Here is a 19,993-nt window from a genome sequence, read left to right on the forward strand (position 1 = left end):
TCACATAGTTCATGAAAGTGTGACAAACTTCACAAGTTTTCAACATAAAAGAAGTTAAAATAGAGCTATCAAGTTGATTGTGAAATAACGAGCATAACGCTAAAGCTGGGGAGGACATAACAAAATGGAAAAACGACATTTAGTTCTTATTGGTAACGGGATGGCAGGAGTAAGAGTAATCGAGGAAATTCTAAAACTAACACCCGATGCTTTTCATATAACAATCTTTGGAAATGAGCCATATCCAAACTACAACCGAATTCAATTATCAAATGTACTGCAAGGGAAAACAACGGTAGATGACATTTTCCTAAACGAATGGGAATGGTACCAAGAAAATAATATCACTTTATATACAAATGAAGCAGTTGCAAAAATCAATCCACAATTAAAGACGGTCGTTTCTTCAAAGGGAAGGATCGTTGCTTACGATGAACTTATTATTGCAACAGGATCAAGCTCATTCATCCTACCGGTACCAGGTGCGGATAAACAAGGCGTAACAGGCTTCCGTGATATTCAAGATTGTGAAAATATGATGGAAGTAGCTCGAACTCATAAAAAAGCGGTAGTTATCGGTGGTGGCCTTCTTGGTCTTGAAGCTGCAAGAGGTTTAATTGACCTTGGTATGGACGTACATGTGGTTCATTTAATGCCACATTTAATGGAAAGACAGCTAGATGAGACTGCTGCAACGATGCTAAAAGAAGAACTTGAAGCTCAAGGGATGAAGTTCTTATTCGAAAAACAAACGAGTGAAATTCTTGGAGATGACCGTGTCACAGGCCTTCGATTTAGCGATGGAACAGAAATCAAAACAGATCTAGTCGTTATGGCTGTAGGAATTAAACCAAATACACAGCTTGCAAAAGAAGCTAGTATTAACGTAAACCGCGGGATTATTGTAAATGACTTTATGGAAACAAATACATCTAATGTATATGCGGTTGGGGAATGTGCAGAACATAGAGAGATCACGTATGGAATGGTTGCACCGCTGTATGAACAAGGAAAGGTTTTAGCACAGAGAATACTTGGTTTAGAGGTTGTACCTTATGAAGGATCTGTTACAGGCACTCAACTAAAGGTATCTGATGTTGATTTGTATTCTGCAGGTGAAATTATTGATGATAAATCTACAAAAGCAATTAAAGTTCACAATGAATTTGAAGGCATCTATAAAAAGATACTAGTAAGAGACAATCGAGTGGTAGGGATTGTTCTATACGGTGACACAAAGGATAGCACAAAATTGTTCCGTATGCTTGTTGATAAAGAAGATGTAAGTGGGAAAACAAGCGCAAGCATCTTAGACTCTGGATGCTGTGGCGGGGGTCAAGCTGACATGAGCGTTGACTCAATGCCAGATACGGAGATTGTGTGTGGATGTAACGGCGTCTCAAAGGGGACCATCGTCGAAGCCATTCAAGCAAAAGGACTTACGAACGTTGATCAAGTATCTAGCTGTACAAATGCCGGACGTTCTTGCGGTCGTTGTAAGGGCCTTGTTGGTGAAATTCTTGCTTACACATTGGGTGATTCATTTGATGCAACAAAAGCAAATAAGAAGACTCTCTGTGGCTGTACAACATTAAGTCGTGACGAGGTTGTAGCTGAAATTAAAGAAAAAGGCATGATGAGTACAAAAGAAGTCATGAATGTTCTTGGCTGGAACAACGAGGAAGGTTGCAGCAAATGTCGTCCTGCTCTTAACTACTATTTAGGTATGCTACATCCTGAAGAATACCTTGATGAACGCGACTCTCGCCTTGTTAATGAAAAAATGCACGCAAACATTCAAAAGGACGGCACATACTCTGTTGTTCCAAGAATGTATGGCGGAGTAACGAATGCTGAGGACTTAAAGAAAATTGCTGAGGTAACTGAGAAGTACAATATACCGCTTGTAAAGTTAACGGGTGGACAGCGTATCGCATTACTAGGTATAAAAAAGGAAGATCTGACAAATGTGTGGGAAGACCTTGGAATGCCTTCAGGTTATGCCTACGGAAAAACATTACGTACAGTAAAAACTTGTGTCGGCTCTCAATTCTGCCGTTACGGCACACAAGATACCATGCAACTAGGAATCGACCTTGAGAAGAAATTTGAACGTCTAGACACTCCACATAAATTTAAGATGGGCGTATCAGGATGTCCCCGTAATTGTGCTGAAGCAGGGATAAAAGATATGGGGATTGTCGGAATCGATGGCGGATTTGAGCTGTATGTGGGCGGTAACGGAGGAACCGATCTACGTGCTGGTGACCTTCTCTGCACGTTAAAGACTGAAGAAGAAGTAATGGATATGATTAGTGCTTACATTCAATACTACCGTGAAACCGCTAATTACCTAGAGCGTACATCTGCTTGGATTGAGCGTGTGGGGCTAGATCATGTAAAAGAAGTATTGCAGGATGCTGAAGTAAGAAAAGAATTAACGGCAAAACTGGATCGTTCGCTAACTAGATACACTGAGCCTTGGAATGAAGCATTGAAAAATCAACAAATTCGTGAAAAATACTACAAAACAGAGGAAATTCCAGAAGTTTTAGTCTAATATCATAAGTGGAAAAATTAATATTTACGAAGACGAAAATGACGGGTAAAATTAGAGGAAAGGTTTTGGTGATTGATATGCCACAAACATTAACAAAAGTTGATGTCGGAAATTATCAAACATTAGCACATCAAGCAGGAAAAGTAATCAGACTTGGAGAAAAAGAAATAGTCTTATTTAAATTATCAACTGGGGAAGTAAAAGCCGTTGAGAACAAAAGTCCCCATCCAAAGGGAGGCACATTGGCAGATGGCTTAGTTAGTGGAAGCTATGTATACTGTCCACTTTATGATTGGAAAATCTCTTTGAATGATGGTAAGGTGCAAGCACCAGACGAAGGACAAGTAAAAACGTATGAAGTAGAAGTAGAAGATAATCGGATTTTATTACTAATATAAAGGATGGGGGCGACTTCGCCCCCATTTGCCTTAGGGGAGGAAGTTTGTATGACAACAGGAAAAGCATTTTTAGTTGGAGCAGGACCAGGGGATATTGGTCTCATTACAGTAAAAGGCCTAGAAGCCATTCAAAGAGCGGAGGTTATTCTATATGACCGACTTGCAAACCCAAAGCTTCTGGATTTTGCACCGCCAAATTGTGAGTTTATCTACTGTGGAAAGCTTCCTGATCGTCATACCCTCAGGCAGGAAAAAATAAATGATCTTCTTGTAGAGAAAACAGCTGCAGGAAAAATCGTCGTTCGATTAAAGGGAGGAGACCCTGGAGTTTTCGGACGAGTAGGGGAAGAAGCTGAAGCTTTAGCTCAAAATGGCCTTTCCTTTGAAATGATTCCAGGAATAACTTCGGGAATTGCTGCCCCTCTTTATGCCGGAATTCCAGTAACCCACCGAGAATATGGAGAATCGTTTGCCATTGTTACGGCTCATGATAAATCAAAAGACGGTAAATCCGCACTCAATTGGGAAGGTCTTGCAAAAGGAATCGACACGATTGCTTTTTACATGGGAGTAGGAAATCTTTCACATATATGTACAAATTTACTCTCACATGGCAAACCAGCTTCAACTCCAGTCACACTCATTCAGTGGGGAACATTTGGACGTCAAAAAACACTTGAAGGGACACTTGAAACGATCGTTCAACGTGTAGAGGAAGCAAACTTTACGAATCCAGCCATCACACTTGTCGGAAACATCGCTTCTCTTAGAGAAAAAATAAGCTGGTTTGAGAAAAAACCATTGTTTGGCCGCCAAGTTTTGCTCCCAAGAACAGGGTTGAACACAAGCAATATAGCAAAGGCATTAGAAGAACAAGGGGCTGACGTGATTGAATTCCCAAAGTGGAAACGCGTAAAAATCACTCCAGATTACCTCATTTTATCTAAGCTTTCGATGTATTCTTCCATCATATTTACGTCTCCAGAGAGTGTTGACGAGTTCTTCCAAATATTAGTTGATGAGAAAATAGATATCCGGTCCATCCAAGCTGATTTGTACGGCTTGTCGAGGAAATCAGTAAATCAACTATTGAATAAAGGGCTGCTCGCTGAACCAATTGAGAAATTAAGAAAAGGAGGGACTATCCTCCTTATTGGAAATAGTAATAATATAGAAGAAACTAGTCAAAACGTCTTGAATTTTGGGAATTTTGATACCTTTACAACATCAATAAAAGAAGTCGATGAAAGTTATCTTCCTATTTTTAAACGTATGCTTGACGACTCTAAACTTAATACAGTAATCTTTCCAAGTTCCGCTTCTGTACCAATATTGATAAAAGCACTTGAAAAAACTGATTTTCTAACAATAGATATGGTAAAAGAACTAGAAATATACTGCTTAGGAAATCAAACGATGGATGCGCTTCTAGCTCATGATATACAAGGGGCAGAGCAAACAAAAGAAGCAACCATCCCATCCCTTGTATGTACTTTAGTTAATAAGTCTGATTCCTAAATAGCAAACGGTGATGAAATGGAGAACTTATATCCTGTTTTTTTAAATCTAAAACATAAAAAGGTATATGTAATCGGTGGGGGTCAAATTGCTGCTCGCAAACTTGAAGGACTATTGCAATCAGAAGCGGTTATTACCATCATAAGTCCCACTATCAATGAGTCGATCCTTACCTATGTAAGCAATGGTTTGGTTCATTGGATCCAAAAGACGTTTGAACTAAGCGATATAGAGGATGCGTTCTACATTATCTCTGCTACTAATGATCCACATGTAAGTACTGAATTAAAGAAAGTAGTCAGTCATCAACTCTTGAACTTTGCAGATGATCATTCCTCTTCTAACGTAATCGTACCTTCTGTCGTTAGAAGAGGGAAGCTTGCCATTGCTGTTACGACCTCTGGTGCTAGCCCTAGCTTATCGAAAAAAATTAAAAATGAGCTAGAGGGCATTTATGGTGAAGAATATGAAGAATATGTAGATTTCCTTATGGAAAAGCGCACCTTTATTCAAGAAGGTGTAAAGGACATTTATAAAAGAAGAAAGTTGCTCTCATTGTTAGTAGAAGATCCGATATTTCGTACGGAAGAGAGAGAAAAACGCTTCCAAAAAATTTACAAAAAAATCAACAGTAATTGTGAGTAAGGGGTGCCTTACTCCTTTTTTTTATGGTATAATCTGTTTTTGTAAACAGAATGCTAAAATTTAAGAGCATTTTTTAAGAGTATATTAAATATTTTTAAAGAAAAGACAAGAGTCGTCACAATTTGTTAATAACTATGTTGTACACTATTGTTTGTTACTCGCTACTATTTAAGATATTGACAATTACTAAAAATGAGCTATTATAGTAAAGGTTTTAATGATGAAGAGGTGACTAAATATGCTAAACAAAAAATTAACACACATACAATTTTATATTGTGGCAATTATTCTTCTGTGGATTAAAACATATGGAGCATATCGATTTGAATTTAACTTGGATCTTGATAATGGAATACAGAAATTTTTATTATTTATAAACCCCATTAGTTCAGCAATTCTCTTTCTAGGACTTGCTTTTTTATTTAAGGGAAAAAGATCTCTAAAGATGCTAGTGACTTTTAATTTCTTTCTTACTTTCTTATTGTTTGCAAACATTGTGTATTACCGCTTTTTCTCCGATTTCATCACGTTGCCCACATTGACTCAAACAGGTAACGCATCGGATCTTGGAGGAAGTATTCTAGCGTTACTTCGACCAACGGATTCATTGTATTTCGTTGACACATTGATTTTGCTAACACTGTTACTAACTAAGCGAGTAACCCCAATGGTTGGAAAATTAAAAGGACGACAACTTGCTCTTGTTTTTCTTACTGGTCTTGGATTCTTCGCAGTCAATCTTGGGTTAGCTGAGACAGATCGACCTCAGCTATTAACACGAACATTCGACCGTAACTATATCGTTAAATATTTAGGTATGTACAACTTTACTATATATGATGCGATTCAAAGCACAGGTGTATCTGCTCAACGTGCGATGGCAGACACGGACGATATTACAGAAGTGCAAAACTTTACAAGAGCGTTATATGCAGAGCCAAACCCAGAATTATTTGGTGTTGCAAAAGGGAAGAACGTAATCTATATTCACCTAGAGTCTGTTCAAAACTTCCTAATTGACTACCAATTAAACGGACAAGAAGTAACTCCGTTTATGAATTCATTAACGAGAGATTCCAATACGTTTTATTTTGATAATTTCTTCCATCAGACTGGGCAAGGGAAAACAGCTGATGCTGAATTTATGTTAGAAAACTCATTATATGGATTACCACAAGGTTCTGCTTTCTCAACAAGAGGACGTAACACATACCAAGCAGCACCTGCCATTCTTGGACAACAAGGCTACACATCGGCGGTGTTCCATGGTAATAATCGTACGTTTTGGAACCGCGATGAAATTTATAAGCGACTTGGCTTCGATAAGTTTTATGACTTAAGCTATTACAATGCAAAAGAAGAAGATGTCCTTAACTACGGTCTTAAAGATAAACCGTTCTTCGAGGAATCTGTTTCATTACTAGAGTCCGTACCACAGCCTTTCTATGCTAAATTTATAACTTTATCAAACCACTTCCCATATCCAATGGATCAAGAGGAAGCAACAATTGAAAAGCATACAACAGGAGACACTTCGGTTGATAACTATTTCCAAACAGCACGTTATTTAGATGAAGCTTTAAGTGAATTCTTTACGTACCTGAAGGAAAGTGGTTTATATGAAAATTCAATGATCGTTATGTATGGTGACCATTATGGTATTTCAGAAAACCATAATAAAGCCATGTCAATTGTGCTTGATAAAGAGGTAAATGAATTTGAAAGTGCACAACTACAAAAAGTACCACTTTTCATACACATCCCAGGTGTTGAAGGTGGAACGATGCATCAATATGGTGGTCAAATTGACTTAATGCCAACTGTTCTACATCTACTTGGTGTAAGTACGAAGGAATATGTTCAGCTTGGTACTGATTTATTTTCACCACAGCATGATGCTGTTGTACCATTCCGTAACGGGAATTTCATTAGTGAATCTGTTACTTATATCGATGGTAGACTCTATAATACAGCAACTGGTGAGCGCATCGAGGAAACAGAAGAGATCACTCGTATGAAGGAACAAACAGAAGAAAAGCTCCGAACATCTGACGTGATTGTAAATAAAGATTTACTTCGTTTCTATACACCAGATGGTTTTACTCCGGTAAATCCTGAAGATTATGACTATACAAACAAGGCTGAGGAACAAACAGAATCTGAAGTAGAAACTGATGGAAATTTAAAAACTGATGAGACTGAAGTACCCCAAGAAGATATAAACCAATAATAAAAACTGCAAGGGAATTTCTCCTTGCAGTTTTTATTTGCTATATTTTCTAACTAAACCAATAAATAGTCGAGTCCCCATAAACGTTAACATTTCAGAGACGAGCGTATGAATCCAAGACCATTGTTTACTAAATTTAATTAATTTCGTATTTTTTTCAAAGATCATCTCACCAACCGTCATAGGGACGCTAAATAATAGGGCTTTAAACATAATTCCTAACACGTTCGAATGATAAGTGGATTGATTAAAAAGGACACAAGTAATCGGAAAAAGTAAATAATCAAATAATACATTAATCTGAAAATATTCAGGCAAAAACCGCTTAGGATAAGAGACTTTATTCCGTCTAGTTAAGAAGGTATCCATTATACTAGAAAAAAATCCTTTTAGTAAAAAGATAATAATCCAATCTTTTTTAAATTTACCTTTGATAGTAAAAGGTACAAGAAATAATCCCATTATTAATAATCCATTTAATATTCTCTTCTCCATACCATCCCCCCGTTTTCTATAGCATGATGAATTCTTTCGTTTTCTATTATTACCAAGTTTTAATGAGAATTTCATGCGAACCAAAAAGAAGGCCAATCCAAATGGATTGACCTTCTTTTTTTATAGTTTGAAAGAACTCTTTAACGAAACAATCTGATTAAATACAATATGTGATGGCTTTGAGTCCTTTGGATCTACATTAAAGTAACCATGACGGAAAAATTGGAATTTATCATGTGCTTGAATGTTAGACATATTTGGTTCAATATATCCGTTAATTTTTTGCAATGAATTTTCATTTACGTTATCAAGGAAAGTTTTGTTTTCTGATTCTTCTTCATCCTCGGCTTTGTCGTCTAAGATCAGAGGCTCATACAAACGGAACTCTGTTGGAATCGCTTGTGATGCTTCCACCCAATGTAAAGTACCCTTAACCTTTCTTCCCGTAAAGCCCGATCCACTCTTTGTCTCCGGGTCATACGTACAGTGGATTTCAACAACATTGCCATTCTCATCCTTGATGACTTCTTCGCATTTAATAAAGTAAGCGTGCTTAAGTCTCACTTCATTACCAGGGAAGAGGCGGAAGTATTTACTAGGTGGATTCTCCATAAAGTCATCTTGCTCAATATATATTTCTCTAGAGAACGGAATTTGTCTGATGCCCATATCAGGATTCTCCGGATTTATCTCAGCATCAAGCATCTCTACTTGGCCTTCCGGATAATTCGTAATAACGACTTTTAACGGTCGAAGTACACCCATCGTTCTTGGTACTTTTAACTTTAAATCTTCACGAACAAAATGCTCAAGCATTGCAGAATCTACCACACCTGACCCTTTTGAAATTCCTGTTTCTTTTACAAACTCACGAATGGCTTCTGGAGTATAGCCTTTTCTTCGTAAACCAGAAATCGTTGGCATCCGAGGGTCGTCCCATCCATCAACAAAGCCTTCATCGACAAGCTGTTTTAGTTTTCTCTTACTCATTACCGTATTGGTAAGCCCAAGACGGCCAAACTCGATTTGTTGTGGCTGGCTATCCATTTCACATTGCTCGACAACCCAATTATAAAGAGGGCGTTGATCTTCAAATTCGGTTGTACATAATGAGTGGGTAACACCTTCAATTGCATCCTCAAGTGGGTGTGCAAAAGCGTACATAGGGTAGATACACCATTTGTCACCTGTATTATGATGACGTGCATGAGAAACACGATAAATAACTGGATCACGAAGGTTAATATTAGGTGAACTCATGTCAATTTTTGCACGCAGTACCTTTTGACCGTTCTCGAATTCTCCCTGGCGCATGCGGGCGAATAAATCAAGATTTTCATCAATTGAGCGATTTCTAAACGGACTTTCTTTCCCAGGCTCCGTAAGTGTTCCACGATATTCACGAATTTCATCAGCTGTTAAATCATCCACATAGGCAAGACCTTTTTTGATTAATAATACGGCTCTGTCATACATTTCCTCAAAATAGTCTGAAGCAAATCGAAGCTCTTCCCACTCAAAGCCAAGCCACTTGACATCTTCCTTAATAGAATCAACGTATTCTTGATCTTCTTTCAATGGGTTAGTATCATCAAAGCGTAAATTTGTACGTCCATTAAACTCGTCAGCTAAACCAAAATTAATTACAATCGATTTTGCATGACCAATATGTAAGTATCCGTTTGGTTCAGGAGGAAAGCGGGTAATAATTTCTGTATGTTTTCCCGATTCTAAATCCTCCTTAATAATTGTCTTAATAAAATTTGAAGTTTCCAACCAGAATCAGCCTTTCTTTGTAACTGTTTTAAATATCTATTGTCTTTCATTATAATATATCAGCAACACAATTAAAAACCCTTTATATTTGCGATTTGTTAATAATGTCAAGACTTATTTTCAGAAAATTTTATCAATATTCATTTCCAAGAACCTCGAATACTATGCATGCAAACGTTTTTATTAGTAAGATTGACCATATTCAAAAAAGTTTTCCAGAAAAGTTTCACTCCTGTAATATTCCTGTAACATTATGATCACAAACAATTACAGCCGTACATTCCATGCTGTAATATACATGTAATATAAAAGGCTCCTTTTTCTAAGAGATATAAAAAATTCCATACATGGTTGTATAATACACTCCCTCCAATTATTAGTGATACCTTTCTAGTAAAATACCAACTATCATTAAGGTAACAACAAGAGCTAACAGGAGGGAATACATGAAAAAACAACTATTTGCAGCCGCAGTGACAGCAGGTTTACTTTTCACATCCTTCAATGGTACAGCGAGCGCACATGAAAAAACATATAAAGTTTCTTCTGGAGATACTCTTTATCGAATTGCTATAAACAATAATCTATCAGTCTCGCAAATTATGGAGTGGAACAAGCTTTCTACTTCTAGCATTTATGTTGGACAAACATTAACATTACTTGCACCACACTCTCACACAACCACTACTTCTTCTACGTACACAGTAAAAGCTGGTGATACACTTTGGGGAATTTCAACAAGAAACGGAATGACTGTTAATCAGTTAAAAGCTTTAAACAACTTAACAACAAATACATTGTATGTTGGACAAGTATTAAAATTGTCTGGGACAGCGACAGCTCCAACAACAACTTCAACTTCAACGATTAATTCTTTAATTACAGAATCAAAAAAGTATATCGGTGTTCCATATGTTTGGGGCGGAACTACACCATCTGGTTTTGATTGTAGCGGTTATTTAAATTATGTATTTGCAAAAGTTGGAGTTTCTATTCCTCGAACAGTGGAGACGATCTGGGGAGCTACAAAATCTGTATCAGCACCTAGAGTAGGGGACTTAGTTTTCTTTACAACGTATAAAGCAGGTCCATCGCATGCAGGTATATATCTTGGAAACAATCAATTTATCCATGCAAGTTCTTCTCAAGGGGTGACGATATCTGATATGAACAACACATATTGGAAATCACGTTACCTAGGAGCACGTACTACTTTTTAATGAGATATAAGTAGAAGAACCTGTCCACACAGTTGATGACCATCATAACTGGGTGGACGGGTTTTTATTTTTTCAAAGGACATTATGTTCTGGAACTATATGTTTTCGCTATCGTTGATTTCTTGTTTTAAGTTGGCTCCAAACCGGTTGGAGACACGTAGATCATGACCATCTTCATCTGATGCTACATGTATGATATCTTCAACTGCACCACGTTTGCTTGCTTGCCTAATTTCCGATTCACTACTTGTCATATCTTCATTTATCAAATGACTCACCTCAAAAGATAGTATGTTCTATCAATAAACATCTATTCTAAGTGGAAGGTAAGGAATTCCTACTTTATGATTGCACCATTTGAGACTGAATGTAATGATACAAAAGCTTTCCTGTATTCTCAATTGACGACTCATGAGTACGCTCAAACGCATGCGAAGAATCGATACCAGGTCCGATTAACCCATGAACGATATCGTGTCCAGAGCGAATCGCTGCAGAAGCGTCAGAACCGTAATATGGATAAATGTCGAGCTTATACCCAATCTTATTTTCTTCAGCTAACTCCACCAAATGTTTTCTAAGTTCATAATGGTACGGACCACTCGCATCCTTGACACAAATCGAAACCGTATATTCATCTGTTGATTGACCATCACCCATAGCACCCATATCTACTGCCAAATACTCAATCGTTTCGGGTGTGATATTGGAATTGCCACCATAACCAATTTCTTCATTGTTAGATATAAGAAAATGCGTGGTGTATGGAAGTTCAATCGATTGTTGCTTAATCGTTTTTATCAATTGTAATAAAATAGCTACACTCGCTTTGTCATCGAGATGGCGTGACTTGATAAAGCCACTTTCTGTTCGCTCCACACGAGGGTCAAAGGAAACAAAATCTCCTACCTCAATACCAAGCTTTCTAACATCTTCTTTATTTTTCACAACCTCATCTATTCGGACTTCCATATTTTCTTGATTTCTTTCCGCTTTACCTGCATCCTTGTAAACATGAACAGACGTTTGTCGCATTAAAATGGTTCCCGTAAATCTCTTTCCATTACGTGTTTCAATTTGGCAATACTCACCCTCAATGGAGTTATATTGGAAGCCACCAATTAAATCGATCTTCAAACGACCGTTTGACTTTATTTCCTTCACCATTGCCCCTAATGTATCAACATGCGCAGTTAGCATTCTGTGATGACTGTCCACACGCCCCTTAATTGTAGCGAGTAAGCCACCTTTGCGATTTCTTTTTGTTTCCACTCCAATTTCCTCTAAAAACTTCTCTACAAAGGTAATCACATCATTTGTGTTGCCTGAAGGACTTGGAATAGAGACTAACTCGGTTAATAAATCTAATGTTTCGTTTATATCTATGTACGCCATGCATGATTCCTCCTTTTCAACTAAATAGTAGCATTCGGAATGGGAAAAATACAGCAGTGAGTTTTATAAAAGGATAAATTTGGATATGGATAAAAAAAGAAAACAAAGGAGGAAAATGATGTTCAGGGACATTTTTCATCAATCCACACTCCCACAGGTAGTTATAGAGCCTGACTTAACATATATTGAAATGAACAACGCATATAAAAAAATTAATGGCGAGAGCAACTCCCTCAAACAGGTGTTCTATAATGTGTTACAAAATGCCTTAGACGCTATCGAGGAAAAAGGGAAAATCATGGTTAACCTTGAAGAAGGGGGCGAGGTCCTTTGTATACGTATAATTGACAACGGTTGTGGCATGCCAGAGGAACGGATCAAACTGATAGGAGAGCCCTTCTACTCTACAAAGGAAAAAGGAACAGGCTTAGGTTTGATGACAAGCTACAATATCATAGAAAATCATGATGGGACGATTAGCTTTGAAAGTAGAGAAGGAGAGGGAACGACGGTTACGATTTCGTTTCCATACATTGAAAAAGAAGCATAAATAAAAAATGAGAGCTCATCAGCTGTGAGCTCTCATTTTTTTCTGATAAAGCCGTTCAAAATATGGGTGCAAATGCTGAACCACATACCCGAGAGTTACTGTGACCACAATCGTACCTACTCCAATTTCTCCTTTGAAGAGAAGAGCGAGTATAAATGCTGAACCTTCGGCGATCACCCTCGCAAACCCAAGAGAGAGACCAAAGCGCTCATGAATCGCAACCATTAATACATCCATGGGACTTGATGGTAGCTTGGCCTGAAGATAAATGGATATACCTAGACCCAAAATAAGAATCCCACAAATAAGTGAGATGACTTTCAACAAAAGTGACTCCGGGTGATAGTGATTAAATAAGACAAAAAACCAAAAGTCAATTAATAAACCAATCGATAAAATTGTAAGACCCGCTAAATATTCTGGTTTCTTCTTTTGAAGAATGGAATTAATAATAATTAGGATAATACCATTAATTAATACACATGTACCCATGCTAAGGCCAAATACACGTGCCTCTCCAATCGCCAACGCATCCCAAGCACCCGCACCAAGACCTGCTTGAATGATCAGACACACACCAAAGGTAAGTATCATGATTCCGATAAGAAAAAATCCAATTCTGTTTTTCATAAGCTACTCCTTTTTGAACTAATACAAACTATTATCTCCACACAAAGTATGAACATACAACTTGCCAATTCTGCTTTAGATGTTATAGAGTAGGCTTAAATACTGGAGGTAGTTATTTTGGAAAACAAATGCAAACTTAATCATCCCATTGGAGACGTTCGAAACAAATACGAAACTCAAAAAGAGTATTTACCGTCAGACATGATCACCTCTTTTGAGGCATTTTTTACCCATGAACATAGTCAAGATATCTTAAATGATGTGTTTCATCTGTTAAAAAAATACGACCTTGCTTCAGAAGAAGAGCGAGAGCAAAGAAATAAGCGTTTATTTATGGTGTTACATAATGTATAAAAATTGAGGCGGGCATAAAAGTTCATTAAGAGAAGATATAATGAATATAATGTTTAAAAAATTTGGGGTGTCGACATGAAAAAGGAAGTAAAGGTAGCAATGATTGGAATTGGTGCAATTGGAGAACGTGTTCTGCGTAAATTCCAGTACCATTCAGGCGTGGAGCTCGTTGCTGTTTGTGATCATAATGCTAAAAAATTACAGACACTCAAAGAAGACTTAGAAGACGTTTCACTCCATTCGGACTATGTAGACATGTTACAGAAAAATGAGATTGATTTGGTATATATTGCAGTCCCTCCCAAATATCATCATGAAATTGCTTTATATGTAATAAAACAAAAGAAGCATGTATTATGTGAAAAACCGTTAGCCAATTCATTAAATGAAGCCCTCGAAATGCTCCAGGCAGCGAGGGAAGCTCGAGTTACACATGCGATGAATTTTCCAATGGTGTATACAAATGTGTACCAATTATTTAAAGATAAAGTGTTATCTGGAGAAATCGGGGAGGTAAAAAGAGTAGAGGTTCATTTACATTTTACCGAGTGGCCACGTGCATGGCAGAAAAATAATTGGATTTCTAGCCGAGAGCAAGGCGGCTTTATAAGGGAAGTAGCACCACACTATATTCACATGATTCACGATATGCTAGGTGAACTGCGTGACGTAACATCGTTTGTCGAATATCCTGAAGACGAGTCTTTATGTGAAACCTCATTTGTCACACATATGAAGCTTCAAAATGGCGTAACCGTATTATTTAATGGCGTAAGCGGGATTGGCCAGAAGGAACATCTCTCGTTTAAAGTGTTTGGAGAAAAGGGGACGCTTGACTTAACAAACTGGAGCCAGCTTTCTATGAGTTCACCAGATAAGCCCACTACGGTTCTTCCGATTGAAAGAACTGAGCAACATGATATTGTTATGGAGATTCTTAATGCCATTGAAGGAAAAGAAGCAAAAATAGTAACGTTTGAACATGGCTATCAAGTACAACAAGTGTTAGAAAAAATATTAAAAAAATAGCACAAAAGACACCTCGCAGGGTGTCTTTTTTTCGGTATTCGAAAGATTCCTATTGCAGGGAGAAACTGATTGGGAGTATGATAACTTTTGAATAGTGAAAATGGAAAAAGAAAGAAGCTGTGTGTATGAAACCTTCTTCGTATGAGTATAATGAAAAGCTTAGCATTCAAAATGGAATCGCTTCAACAATCGTCACAAACATTACGAATAATTACTTCACTTTATTTGCCATCAGCGCCTTAGGTGCAAGCAATTATCAAATCGGCCTTATGAATTCCCTTCCTCAATTTATCGGTATGTTTGCGATGATTGCCGGATCAATTCTATTAGGGCGATTAAATGAGAAAAAGAAGTTTACCGCCTTATCCATACTCTTTACTCGATTATTTCTTATATTAATGACATTTGTCATATATATTCCAGGTGACTATAAAAGCTGGGTTTTTGTCATACTAGTTGGCTTAATGAATTTCCCCGGTTCCTTTGCTCTTGTAAGCTGGCAATCTTTGATTGGAGATTTGATACCAGAGTCACGGAGAAGTAATTTCTTTAGTAACCGCAATCGTATATTAACAATGGTAGGAATGATTTCAACTTTTATTATCGGGCTATCTTTACAGTATTTTAATCCTTCCAATCCAATGCCCTACCAAGTATTATTTTTTCTAGCCTTTTTATTTGGTTTAGTGGAAGTGTATTATTTATTTAAACATAAGGAACCAAAGCTAGAAAAGAAAGCTATGGCCAAAAGCAAAGGACTCGGATTTCATGTTTATAAGCACAAGCCATTTCTATACTTCTTAGTTTGTGGATTATTCTTTAACTTTGCTTGGCAAATGGCCTGGTCACTTTTTAGCATTTACCAGATTAAATATGCCATGGCTACGGGTCTATGGATTAGCTTATTTGCTGTTGCCAATCAAGTCGCACAAATTGTCAGCTTTAAGTGGTGGGGAAGAATGGCAGACAAGCATAGCAATGCGAAGATGATGATTCTTGTGTCGGTCGGGATGGCAACCGCTCCTATTTTAAACGTTTTGTCTACCAATCTAGTTTACTTATTAATCGTGAACGGGTTGTCAGGTTTCTTCGTCTCAGGCACGGTCTTGATTTTATTTAATCAACTGCTAGAAGTAACAAAAGAAGACAATCGAAGCTTATGTATCTCACATTACAATGTGTTATTAGCATTTGTGGCTTTTATCGCTCCTCAGTTTGGGGTATATTTACTTGAAACCACATCTATGGACATGGCCATGACGACAGCAACTGTATTGCGTGGATTAAATGCTTTTCTTTTCTTAGCTCTTTACATTTTCATAAAAAAAGGAAAATTTAAGCAAAACACGCTTATTCCGTCTAACTAACCATTGTTCTAGAATGACCCTTTTCGGTCTATACTAACAAAAAGTGGTCGGCAAATAAGGAACAAGTCATCTTCATCCGAGGGTGACTATTTTCTTTCAAGAAATACGGTATGCAGATAGATGAAGGGGGATTCGCTTGTGGAAAGGGAACGAGAACTAGAGCAGAAAAGAGTAAACGAGATCATAAAAGTAATTGATTATAAATCAAACAAAATCTTTAAGCATCTTGAAAAAGTAGGTGGAGATGCACTTGAAATTAGGCAAAATTTTTGGAATGACGTAACGGTGAATACGGACGAAGCGGATGATTTAGCAGAAACATTCTCAAGCATCAAACAACAAGCCCAGCTTCTATTAGAAAGGGAACGAAGCCAAAGTCAACTCGATAAACAAATCAATACCTTGTTTCGGTTGAAAAAATCACCATACTTTGGTCGTGTAGACTTTTTAGAGAACAACGAACCAACTACCGAATCTATTTACATAGGAATTAGTTCATTAATGGATGAAAAAGATGAAAACTTTCTTATATTTGATTGGAGAGCACCGATATCCAGCCTTTATTACGATTACTCTCCTGGAGAGGCAAAATATATCACACCAGAGGGGACGATTGAAGGCGTCATTGAGTTAAAGCGTCAATTTTTAATTCGCAACAGTGTTATACAAGGAATGTTCGATACCGGGATTACAATTGGTGACGAAATGTTACAGGAAGTACTAGGAAATAACGCGAATTCACAAATGAAAAGTATCGTTGCGACAATTCAAAAAGAACAAAATCGAATCATTCGAGATGAAAAAAGCAAACTTTTAATTGTTCAAGGAGTTGCAGGAAGTGGAAAAACATCCGCAGCCTTACAGCGTGTAGCTTATTTACTTTACCGTTATCGCGGGAAGATTACCTCTCAAAACATTATGCTGTTTTCACCAAATCCTTTGTTCAATAGCTATGTGTCCACGGTTTTGCCAGAGCTTGGTGAAGAGAACATGCAGCAAAGTACGTTTTTAGAATTTCTCTCATCAAGAGTAGGTCGAAAGTTAGAGCTTGAGGATTCTTTCATGCAGCTAGAAAGCCTCCTTTCCTCCGAACAGATCAGTTCGTACGAGCTACGAATGAAGAGTATTAAGTTAAAGTCGAGTCTTGATTATAAAAATATTCTTGATGGCTATATTCAACAACTAAACCATTCAGGCCTTCAGTTTCATCCGATCGTTTTCAAAGGAAAAGTTCTTTTGTCACCTGAAGACATAACAGAAAAGTTTTATCGTCTAGATAAACAAGCAAGTATCCCAAGTCGAATGGAAGAGTTAAAAGAATGGTTATTAAAAGAAATTCGTAAACACAAACGTGCAGAAGCAAAGAAAGACTGGGTAAAGGAAGAAATCCAGTTTCTTGATAAAGAGGATTATTTAGAGAGCTTCAAAAAACTTCAGAAAAAAGAGAATGACGGATTTCAAGATTTTGATGTAGAAGAGAAATTTTTATCCAGTGTTGTCGTTGCTAGATACTTTAAACCTCTCATCAAAAAAGTTAAAAGATATCAGTTCATTGATTACGAAGAAATATACCGAAACCTATTCTTCACCCTGTCTGGAGAATGGGAGGAGGTCGTTGGACTAAGCTTAAGGCAATTAGAAGAGGGAGTTTTAACCTATGAGGATGCGACCCCATTTGTCTATTTGAAAGAGAAGATCGAGGGAAGCAAATCTAGGCTTTCTATCAAACACGTCTTTATTGATGAGGCACAGGACTATTCACCATTTCAATTTGCTTATATTCGTGAATTGTTTCCGGTAAGCAAAATGACCTTACTTGGTGATATCAATCAAGGGATTTATGCACATACCGATGACACAAGCTCCATTTTGCTTGGTGAAGACGTGAAAGACAAAGAATCCATTATTTTAACGAAGAGCTATCGGTCAACAAGACCCATTGTTGAATTTACAAAAGGCTTATTGCCAACCGGGGAAATGATCGAACCATTTAACCGCGATGGAGATAAACCAACTCTAACCATTTACAATAAGAAGGAAAGTCATGAACAGGGGTTACAAAGCCTTCTAGATCAGCTCGTTGAAGCAGGGCATGAAACGATTGCAGTCATTTGTAAAACGGCGAAAGAAAGTGCAACGGTCTATGCTTCCTTAAAAAACAGTCGTGATATTCACCTGGTCGAAAAGGGAACCGTCTCCTTCGAAAAAGGGATTACCGTCATCCCAGCATATTTGGCAAAGGGGATCGAGTTTGACGCAGTTGTTATTCACGACGCATCTGAACATACGTACTTTAGAGAAAATGAACGAAGACTCTTTTATACAGCTTGCACAAGAGCGATGCACGAGCTACACATCCTTTCCCTAGGTGAACCGTCAATGCTTTTAAAAAATAGTATGGAAAAACTACAGGCAGCCTCCAAATAGGCTGCCTGTTTTTTATATGATTTATAACGAATCTGCAAGCTCGAACCAGTACGTACAGAGCGTCTCAAGCCCTTTGTCAAAGTTCTCAAGATGGAAATGCTCGTTTGGAGCGTGGAAATTTTCCGTTGATAAACCAAATCCCATCAATACAACTGGTAACCCTAATAATTGATCAAAAGCCGCAACGATTGGAATGGAACCACCTCCACGAGTGTATGCAGTAGGAACCTTGTAAATGGCTTCGTATGCTCTGCCAGCTGCTTGGATGGCCGGATGCTCAAGAGGAGTCACATACGGATGACCTTGATCAAACAAGGACACATTTACCGTCACACCCGCAGGTACATTCGCGTAAATATGCTTGGTTAATAGATCTGCAATTTCAGCTGGATCTTGATTAGGAACCAAACGACAGGTAATTTTTGCAGAGGCCTTAGCTGGAATGACCGTTTTAATGCCATCCCCTTGAAATCCCCCATAAATGCCGTTCACTTCTAAAGTCGGTCGTACGTATGTACGTTCTCGGGCGGTAAAACCAGGTTCTCCATGCAGTGCAGAAACTCCTAACTGCTCCATTAGTTCCTCGTCTATGTCACCTAGTGCAGCAAAAGCTTCTCGTTCTTCTGGTGTAATCTCTTGAACACGATCATAAAAGCCTTCGACTAACACTTTTCCGTCAGGACTGTGGAAGGAATTTACCATCTCCACCAGTGCATGAATCGAATTCTGCACCGCACCTCCGTATAGTCCTGAATGAAGATCGCTATTTGCACCAGTTACATCGATCTGTAGTCCGCATAAACCGCGTAGTCCATAACAAATCGCAGGCTTTCCAGGTCCTTGCATACCGGTGTCTGAAATCACTATCACATCAGCCGCCAACAGTTCCTTATTCTCTTCAACAAACTGTGGAAGAGTAGGACTTCCAATCTCTTCTTCCCCTTCAATACAAAACTTGAAATTCACAGGAAGGCTGCCAGTTGTTCTTAGGATCGCTTGCACTGCTTTTATATGCATAAACACTTGACCTTTATCATCACTAGCCCCTCGAGCGTAGATTTTATTGTCACGAATATTGGCTTCAAATGGGGGAGTATCCCAAAGATCAAGCGGATCAACCGGCTGAACATCATAATGGCCATATACGAGTACAGTTGGCTTTCCTTCTTGCTTTAACCAATCACCATACACAACAGGATGTCCGTTGGTTTCATACACTCGGACATTTTCCATACCGGCATCCTCAAGTGCTTTTGCCGTCCATTTTGCTGCTTCTTTCACATCATCTTTATGCTCAGGAAGAGAGCTAATACTTGGTATGGCCAAATACTCGGTAAGCTCTTCTAAATGTTTGCTTCGATTCGAAGTTAAATATTGAAAAATCTCTTTGTTCATCACT

Annotated in this window: 17 protein-coding genes; 11 read left to right on the forward strand and 6 right to left on the reverse strand. The window is 37.9% G+C overall.

All coding sequences use genetic code 11. The features are described 5' to 3' along the window. Window positions 1–124: 124 nt before the first annotated feature. The 5 genes from nirB to ltaS all read left to right on the forward strand — a co-directional run bounded on the left by nirB (window position 125) and on the right by ltaS (window position 7,351). On the forward strand, window positions 125–2,560 hold the full coding sequence (gene nirB, locus ACQ5H4_RS07275; protein ID WP_430774288.1) for a nitrite reductase large subunit NirB: 2,436 nt from the start codon (window positions 125–127) through the stop codon (window positions 2,558–2,560). A gap of 38 nt (window positions 2,561–2,598) precedes the next feature. Beyond that, window positions 2,599–2,958, forward strand: coding sequence for a nitrite reductase small subunit NirD (gene nirD / locus ACQ5H4_RS07280; RefSeq protein ID WP_430774289.1), 360 nt, complete (start codon window positions 2,599–2,601; stop codon window positions 2,956–2,958). Between the two features lie 48 nt (window positions 2,959–3,006). Beyond that, window positions 3,007–4,476 carry a uroporphyrinogen-III C-methyltransferase gene (cobA, locus tag ACQ5H4_RS07285; protein WP_430774290.1) on the forward strand — a complete coding sequence of 490 codons (1,470 nt, stop codon included), beginning with the start codon at window positions 3,007–3,009 and terminating at the stop codon, window positions 4,474–4,476. A gap of 18 nt (window positions 4,477–4,494) precedes the next feature. Next, window positions 4,495–5,121, forward strand: a complete 627-nt coding sequence (locus tag ACQ5H4_RS07290) for a precorrin-2 dehydrogenase/sirohydrochlorin ferrochelatase family protein (protein WP_430774291.1) — start codon at window positions 4,495–4,497, stop codon at window positions 5,119–5,121. A 238-nt stretch (window positions 5,122–5,359) separates the two neighbouring features. Beyond that, window positions 5,360–7,351 (forward strand): lipoteichoic acid synthase, encoded by a 1,992-nt coding sequence (ltaS, locus tag ACQ5H4_RS07295; RefSeq protein WP_430774292.1) that lies wholly within the window; start codon window positions 5,360–5,362, stop codon window positions 7,349–7,351. A 33-nt stretch (window positions 7,352–7,384) separates the two neighbouring features. Here ltaS and ACQ5H4_RS07300 read toward each other — a convergent pair whose 3' ends face one another. Both ACQ5H4_RS07300 and ACQ5H4_RS07305 read right to left on the reverse strand, forming a co-directional pair. Further along, window positions 7,385–7,846: a CBO0543 family protein gene (locus ACQ5H4_RS07300; protein ID WP_430774293.1), complete on the reverse strand. Its 462-nt coding sequence runs from the start codon at window positions 7,844–7,846 to the stop codon at window positions 7,385–7,387. Between the two features lie 120 nt (window positions 7,847–7,966). Then, on the reverse strand, window positions 7,967–9,622 hold the full coding sequence (locus ACQ5H4_RS07305) for a glutamine--tRNA ligase/YqeY domain fusion protein (RefSeq protein WP_430774294.1): 1,656 nt from the start codon (window positions 9,620–9,622) through the stop codon (window positions 7,967–7,969). A gap of 446 nt (window positions 9,623–10,068) precedes the next feature. Here ACQ5H4_RS07305 and ACQ5H4_RS07310 point away from each other — a divergent pair, with 446 nt between their 5' ends. Beyond that, window positions 10,069–10,842 carry a C40 family peptidase gene (locus ACQ5H4_RS07310; protein WP_430774295.1) on the forward strand — a complete coding sequence of 258 codons (774 nt, stop codon included), beginning with the start codon at window positions 10,069–10,071 and terminating at the stop codon, window positions 10,840–10,842. Window positions 10,843–10,937: 95 nt separating this feature from the next. Here ACQ5H4_RS07310 and ACQ5H4_RS07315 read toward each other — a convergent pair whose 3' ends face one another. After that, complete coding sequence (locus ACQ5H4_RS07315; RefSeq protein WP_430774296.1) at window positions 10,938–11,096, reverse strand: hypothetical protein; 159 nt, start codon at window positions 11,094–11,096, stop codon at window positions 10,938–10,940. 88 nt (window positions 11,097–11,184) lie between these two features. Continuing rightward, window positions 11,185–12,237: a M42 family metallopeptidase gene (locus ACQ5H4_RS07320; RefSeq protein ID WP_430774297.1), complete on the reverse strand. Its 1,053-nt coding sequence runs from the start codon at window positions 12,235–12,237 to the stop codon at window positions 11,185–11,187. 118 nt (window positions 12,238–12,355) lie between these two features. On the opposite strand from ACQ5H4_RS07320, the gene ACQ5H4_RS07325 reads away from it, so the two are divergent. After that, the gene (locus ACQ5H4_RS07325; protein WP_430774298.1) at window positions 12,356–12,787 is read left to right on the forward strand and encodes a sensor histidine kinase; all 432 of its coding nucleotides are present in this window, start codon (window positions 12,356–12,358) and stop codon (window positions 12,785–12,787) included. Window positions 12,788–12,805: 18 nt separating this feature from the next. Here the strand turns inward: ACQ5H4_RS07325 and ACQ5H4_RS07330 are convergent, their stop codons facing one another. Beyond that, window positions 12,806–13,417 (reverse strand): YczE/YyaS/YitT family protein, encoded by a 612-nt coding sequence (locus ACQ5H4_RS07330; protein WP_430774299.1) that lies wholly within the window; start codon window positions 13,415–13,417, stop codon window positions 12,806–12,808. 117 nt (window positions 13,418–13,534) lie between these two features. On the opposite strand from ACQ5H4_RS07330, the gene ACQ5H4_RS07335 reads away from it, so the two are divergent. The 4 genes from ACQ5H4_RS07335 (at window position 13,535) to helD (ending at window position 18,594) form a co-directional block, all read left to right on the forward strand. Then, window positions 13,535–13,771 (forward strand): hypothetical protein, encoded by a 237-nt coding sequence (locus ACQ5H4_RS07335; RefSeq protein WP_430774300.1) that lies wholly within the window; start codon window positions 13,535–13,537, stop codon window positions 13,769–13,771. A gap of 75 nt (window positions 13,772–13,846) precedes the next feature. Further along, a complete protein-coding gene (locus tag ACQ5H4_RS07340) occupies window positions 13,847–14,800 on the forward strand; it encodes a Gfo/Idh/MocA family protein (protein WP_430774301.1) in 954 nt (317 codons plus the stop codon). A gap of 125 nt (window positions 14,801–14,925) precedes the next feature. Continuing rightward, on the forward strand, window positions 14,926–16,167 hold the full coding sequence (locus ACQ5H4_RS07345) for an MFS transporter (RefSeq protein ID WP_430774302.1): 1,242 nt from the start codon (window positions 14,926–14,928) through the stop codon (window positions 16,165–16,167). Between the two features lie 138 nt (window positions 16,168–16,305). Further along, complete coding sequence (gene helD, locus ACQ5H4_RS07350; protein WP_430774303.1) at window positions 16,306–18,594, forward strand: RNA polymerase recycling motor HelD; 2,289 nt, start codon at window positions 16,306–16,308, stop codon at window positions 18,592–18,594. A gap of 21 nt (window positions 18,595–18,615) precedes the next feature. Here the strand turns inward: helD and ACQ5H4_RS07355 are convergent, their stop codons facing one another. Next, window positions 18,616–19,989 (reverse strand): dipeptidase, encoded by a 1,374-nt coding sequence (locus tag ACQ5H4_RS07355; RefSeq protein WP_430774304.1) that lies wholly within the window; start codon window positions 19,987–19,989, stop codon window positions 18,616–18,618. Window positions 19,990–19,993: the final 4 nt, after the last annotated feature.

Origin of the sequence: Bacillus coreaensis, assembly GCF_050586445.1 — a bacterium.
GTDB lineage: Bacteria > Bacillota > Bacilli > Bacillales > Cytobacillaceae > Robertmurraya_A > Robertmurraya_A coreaensis.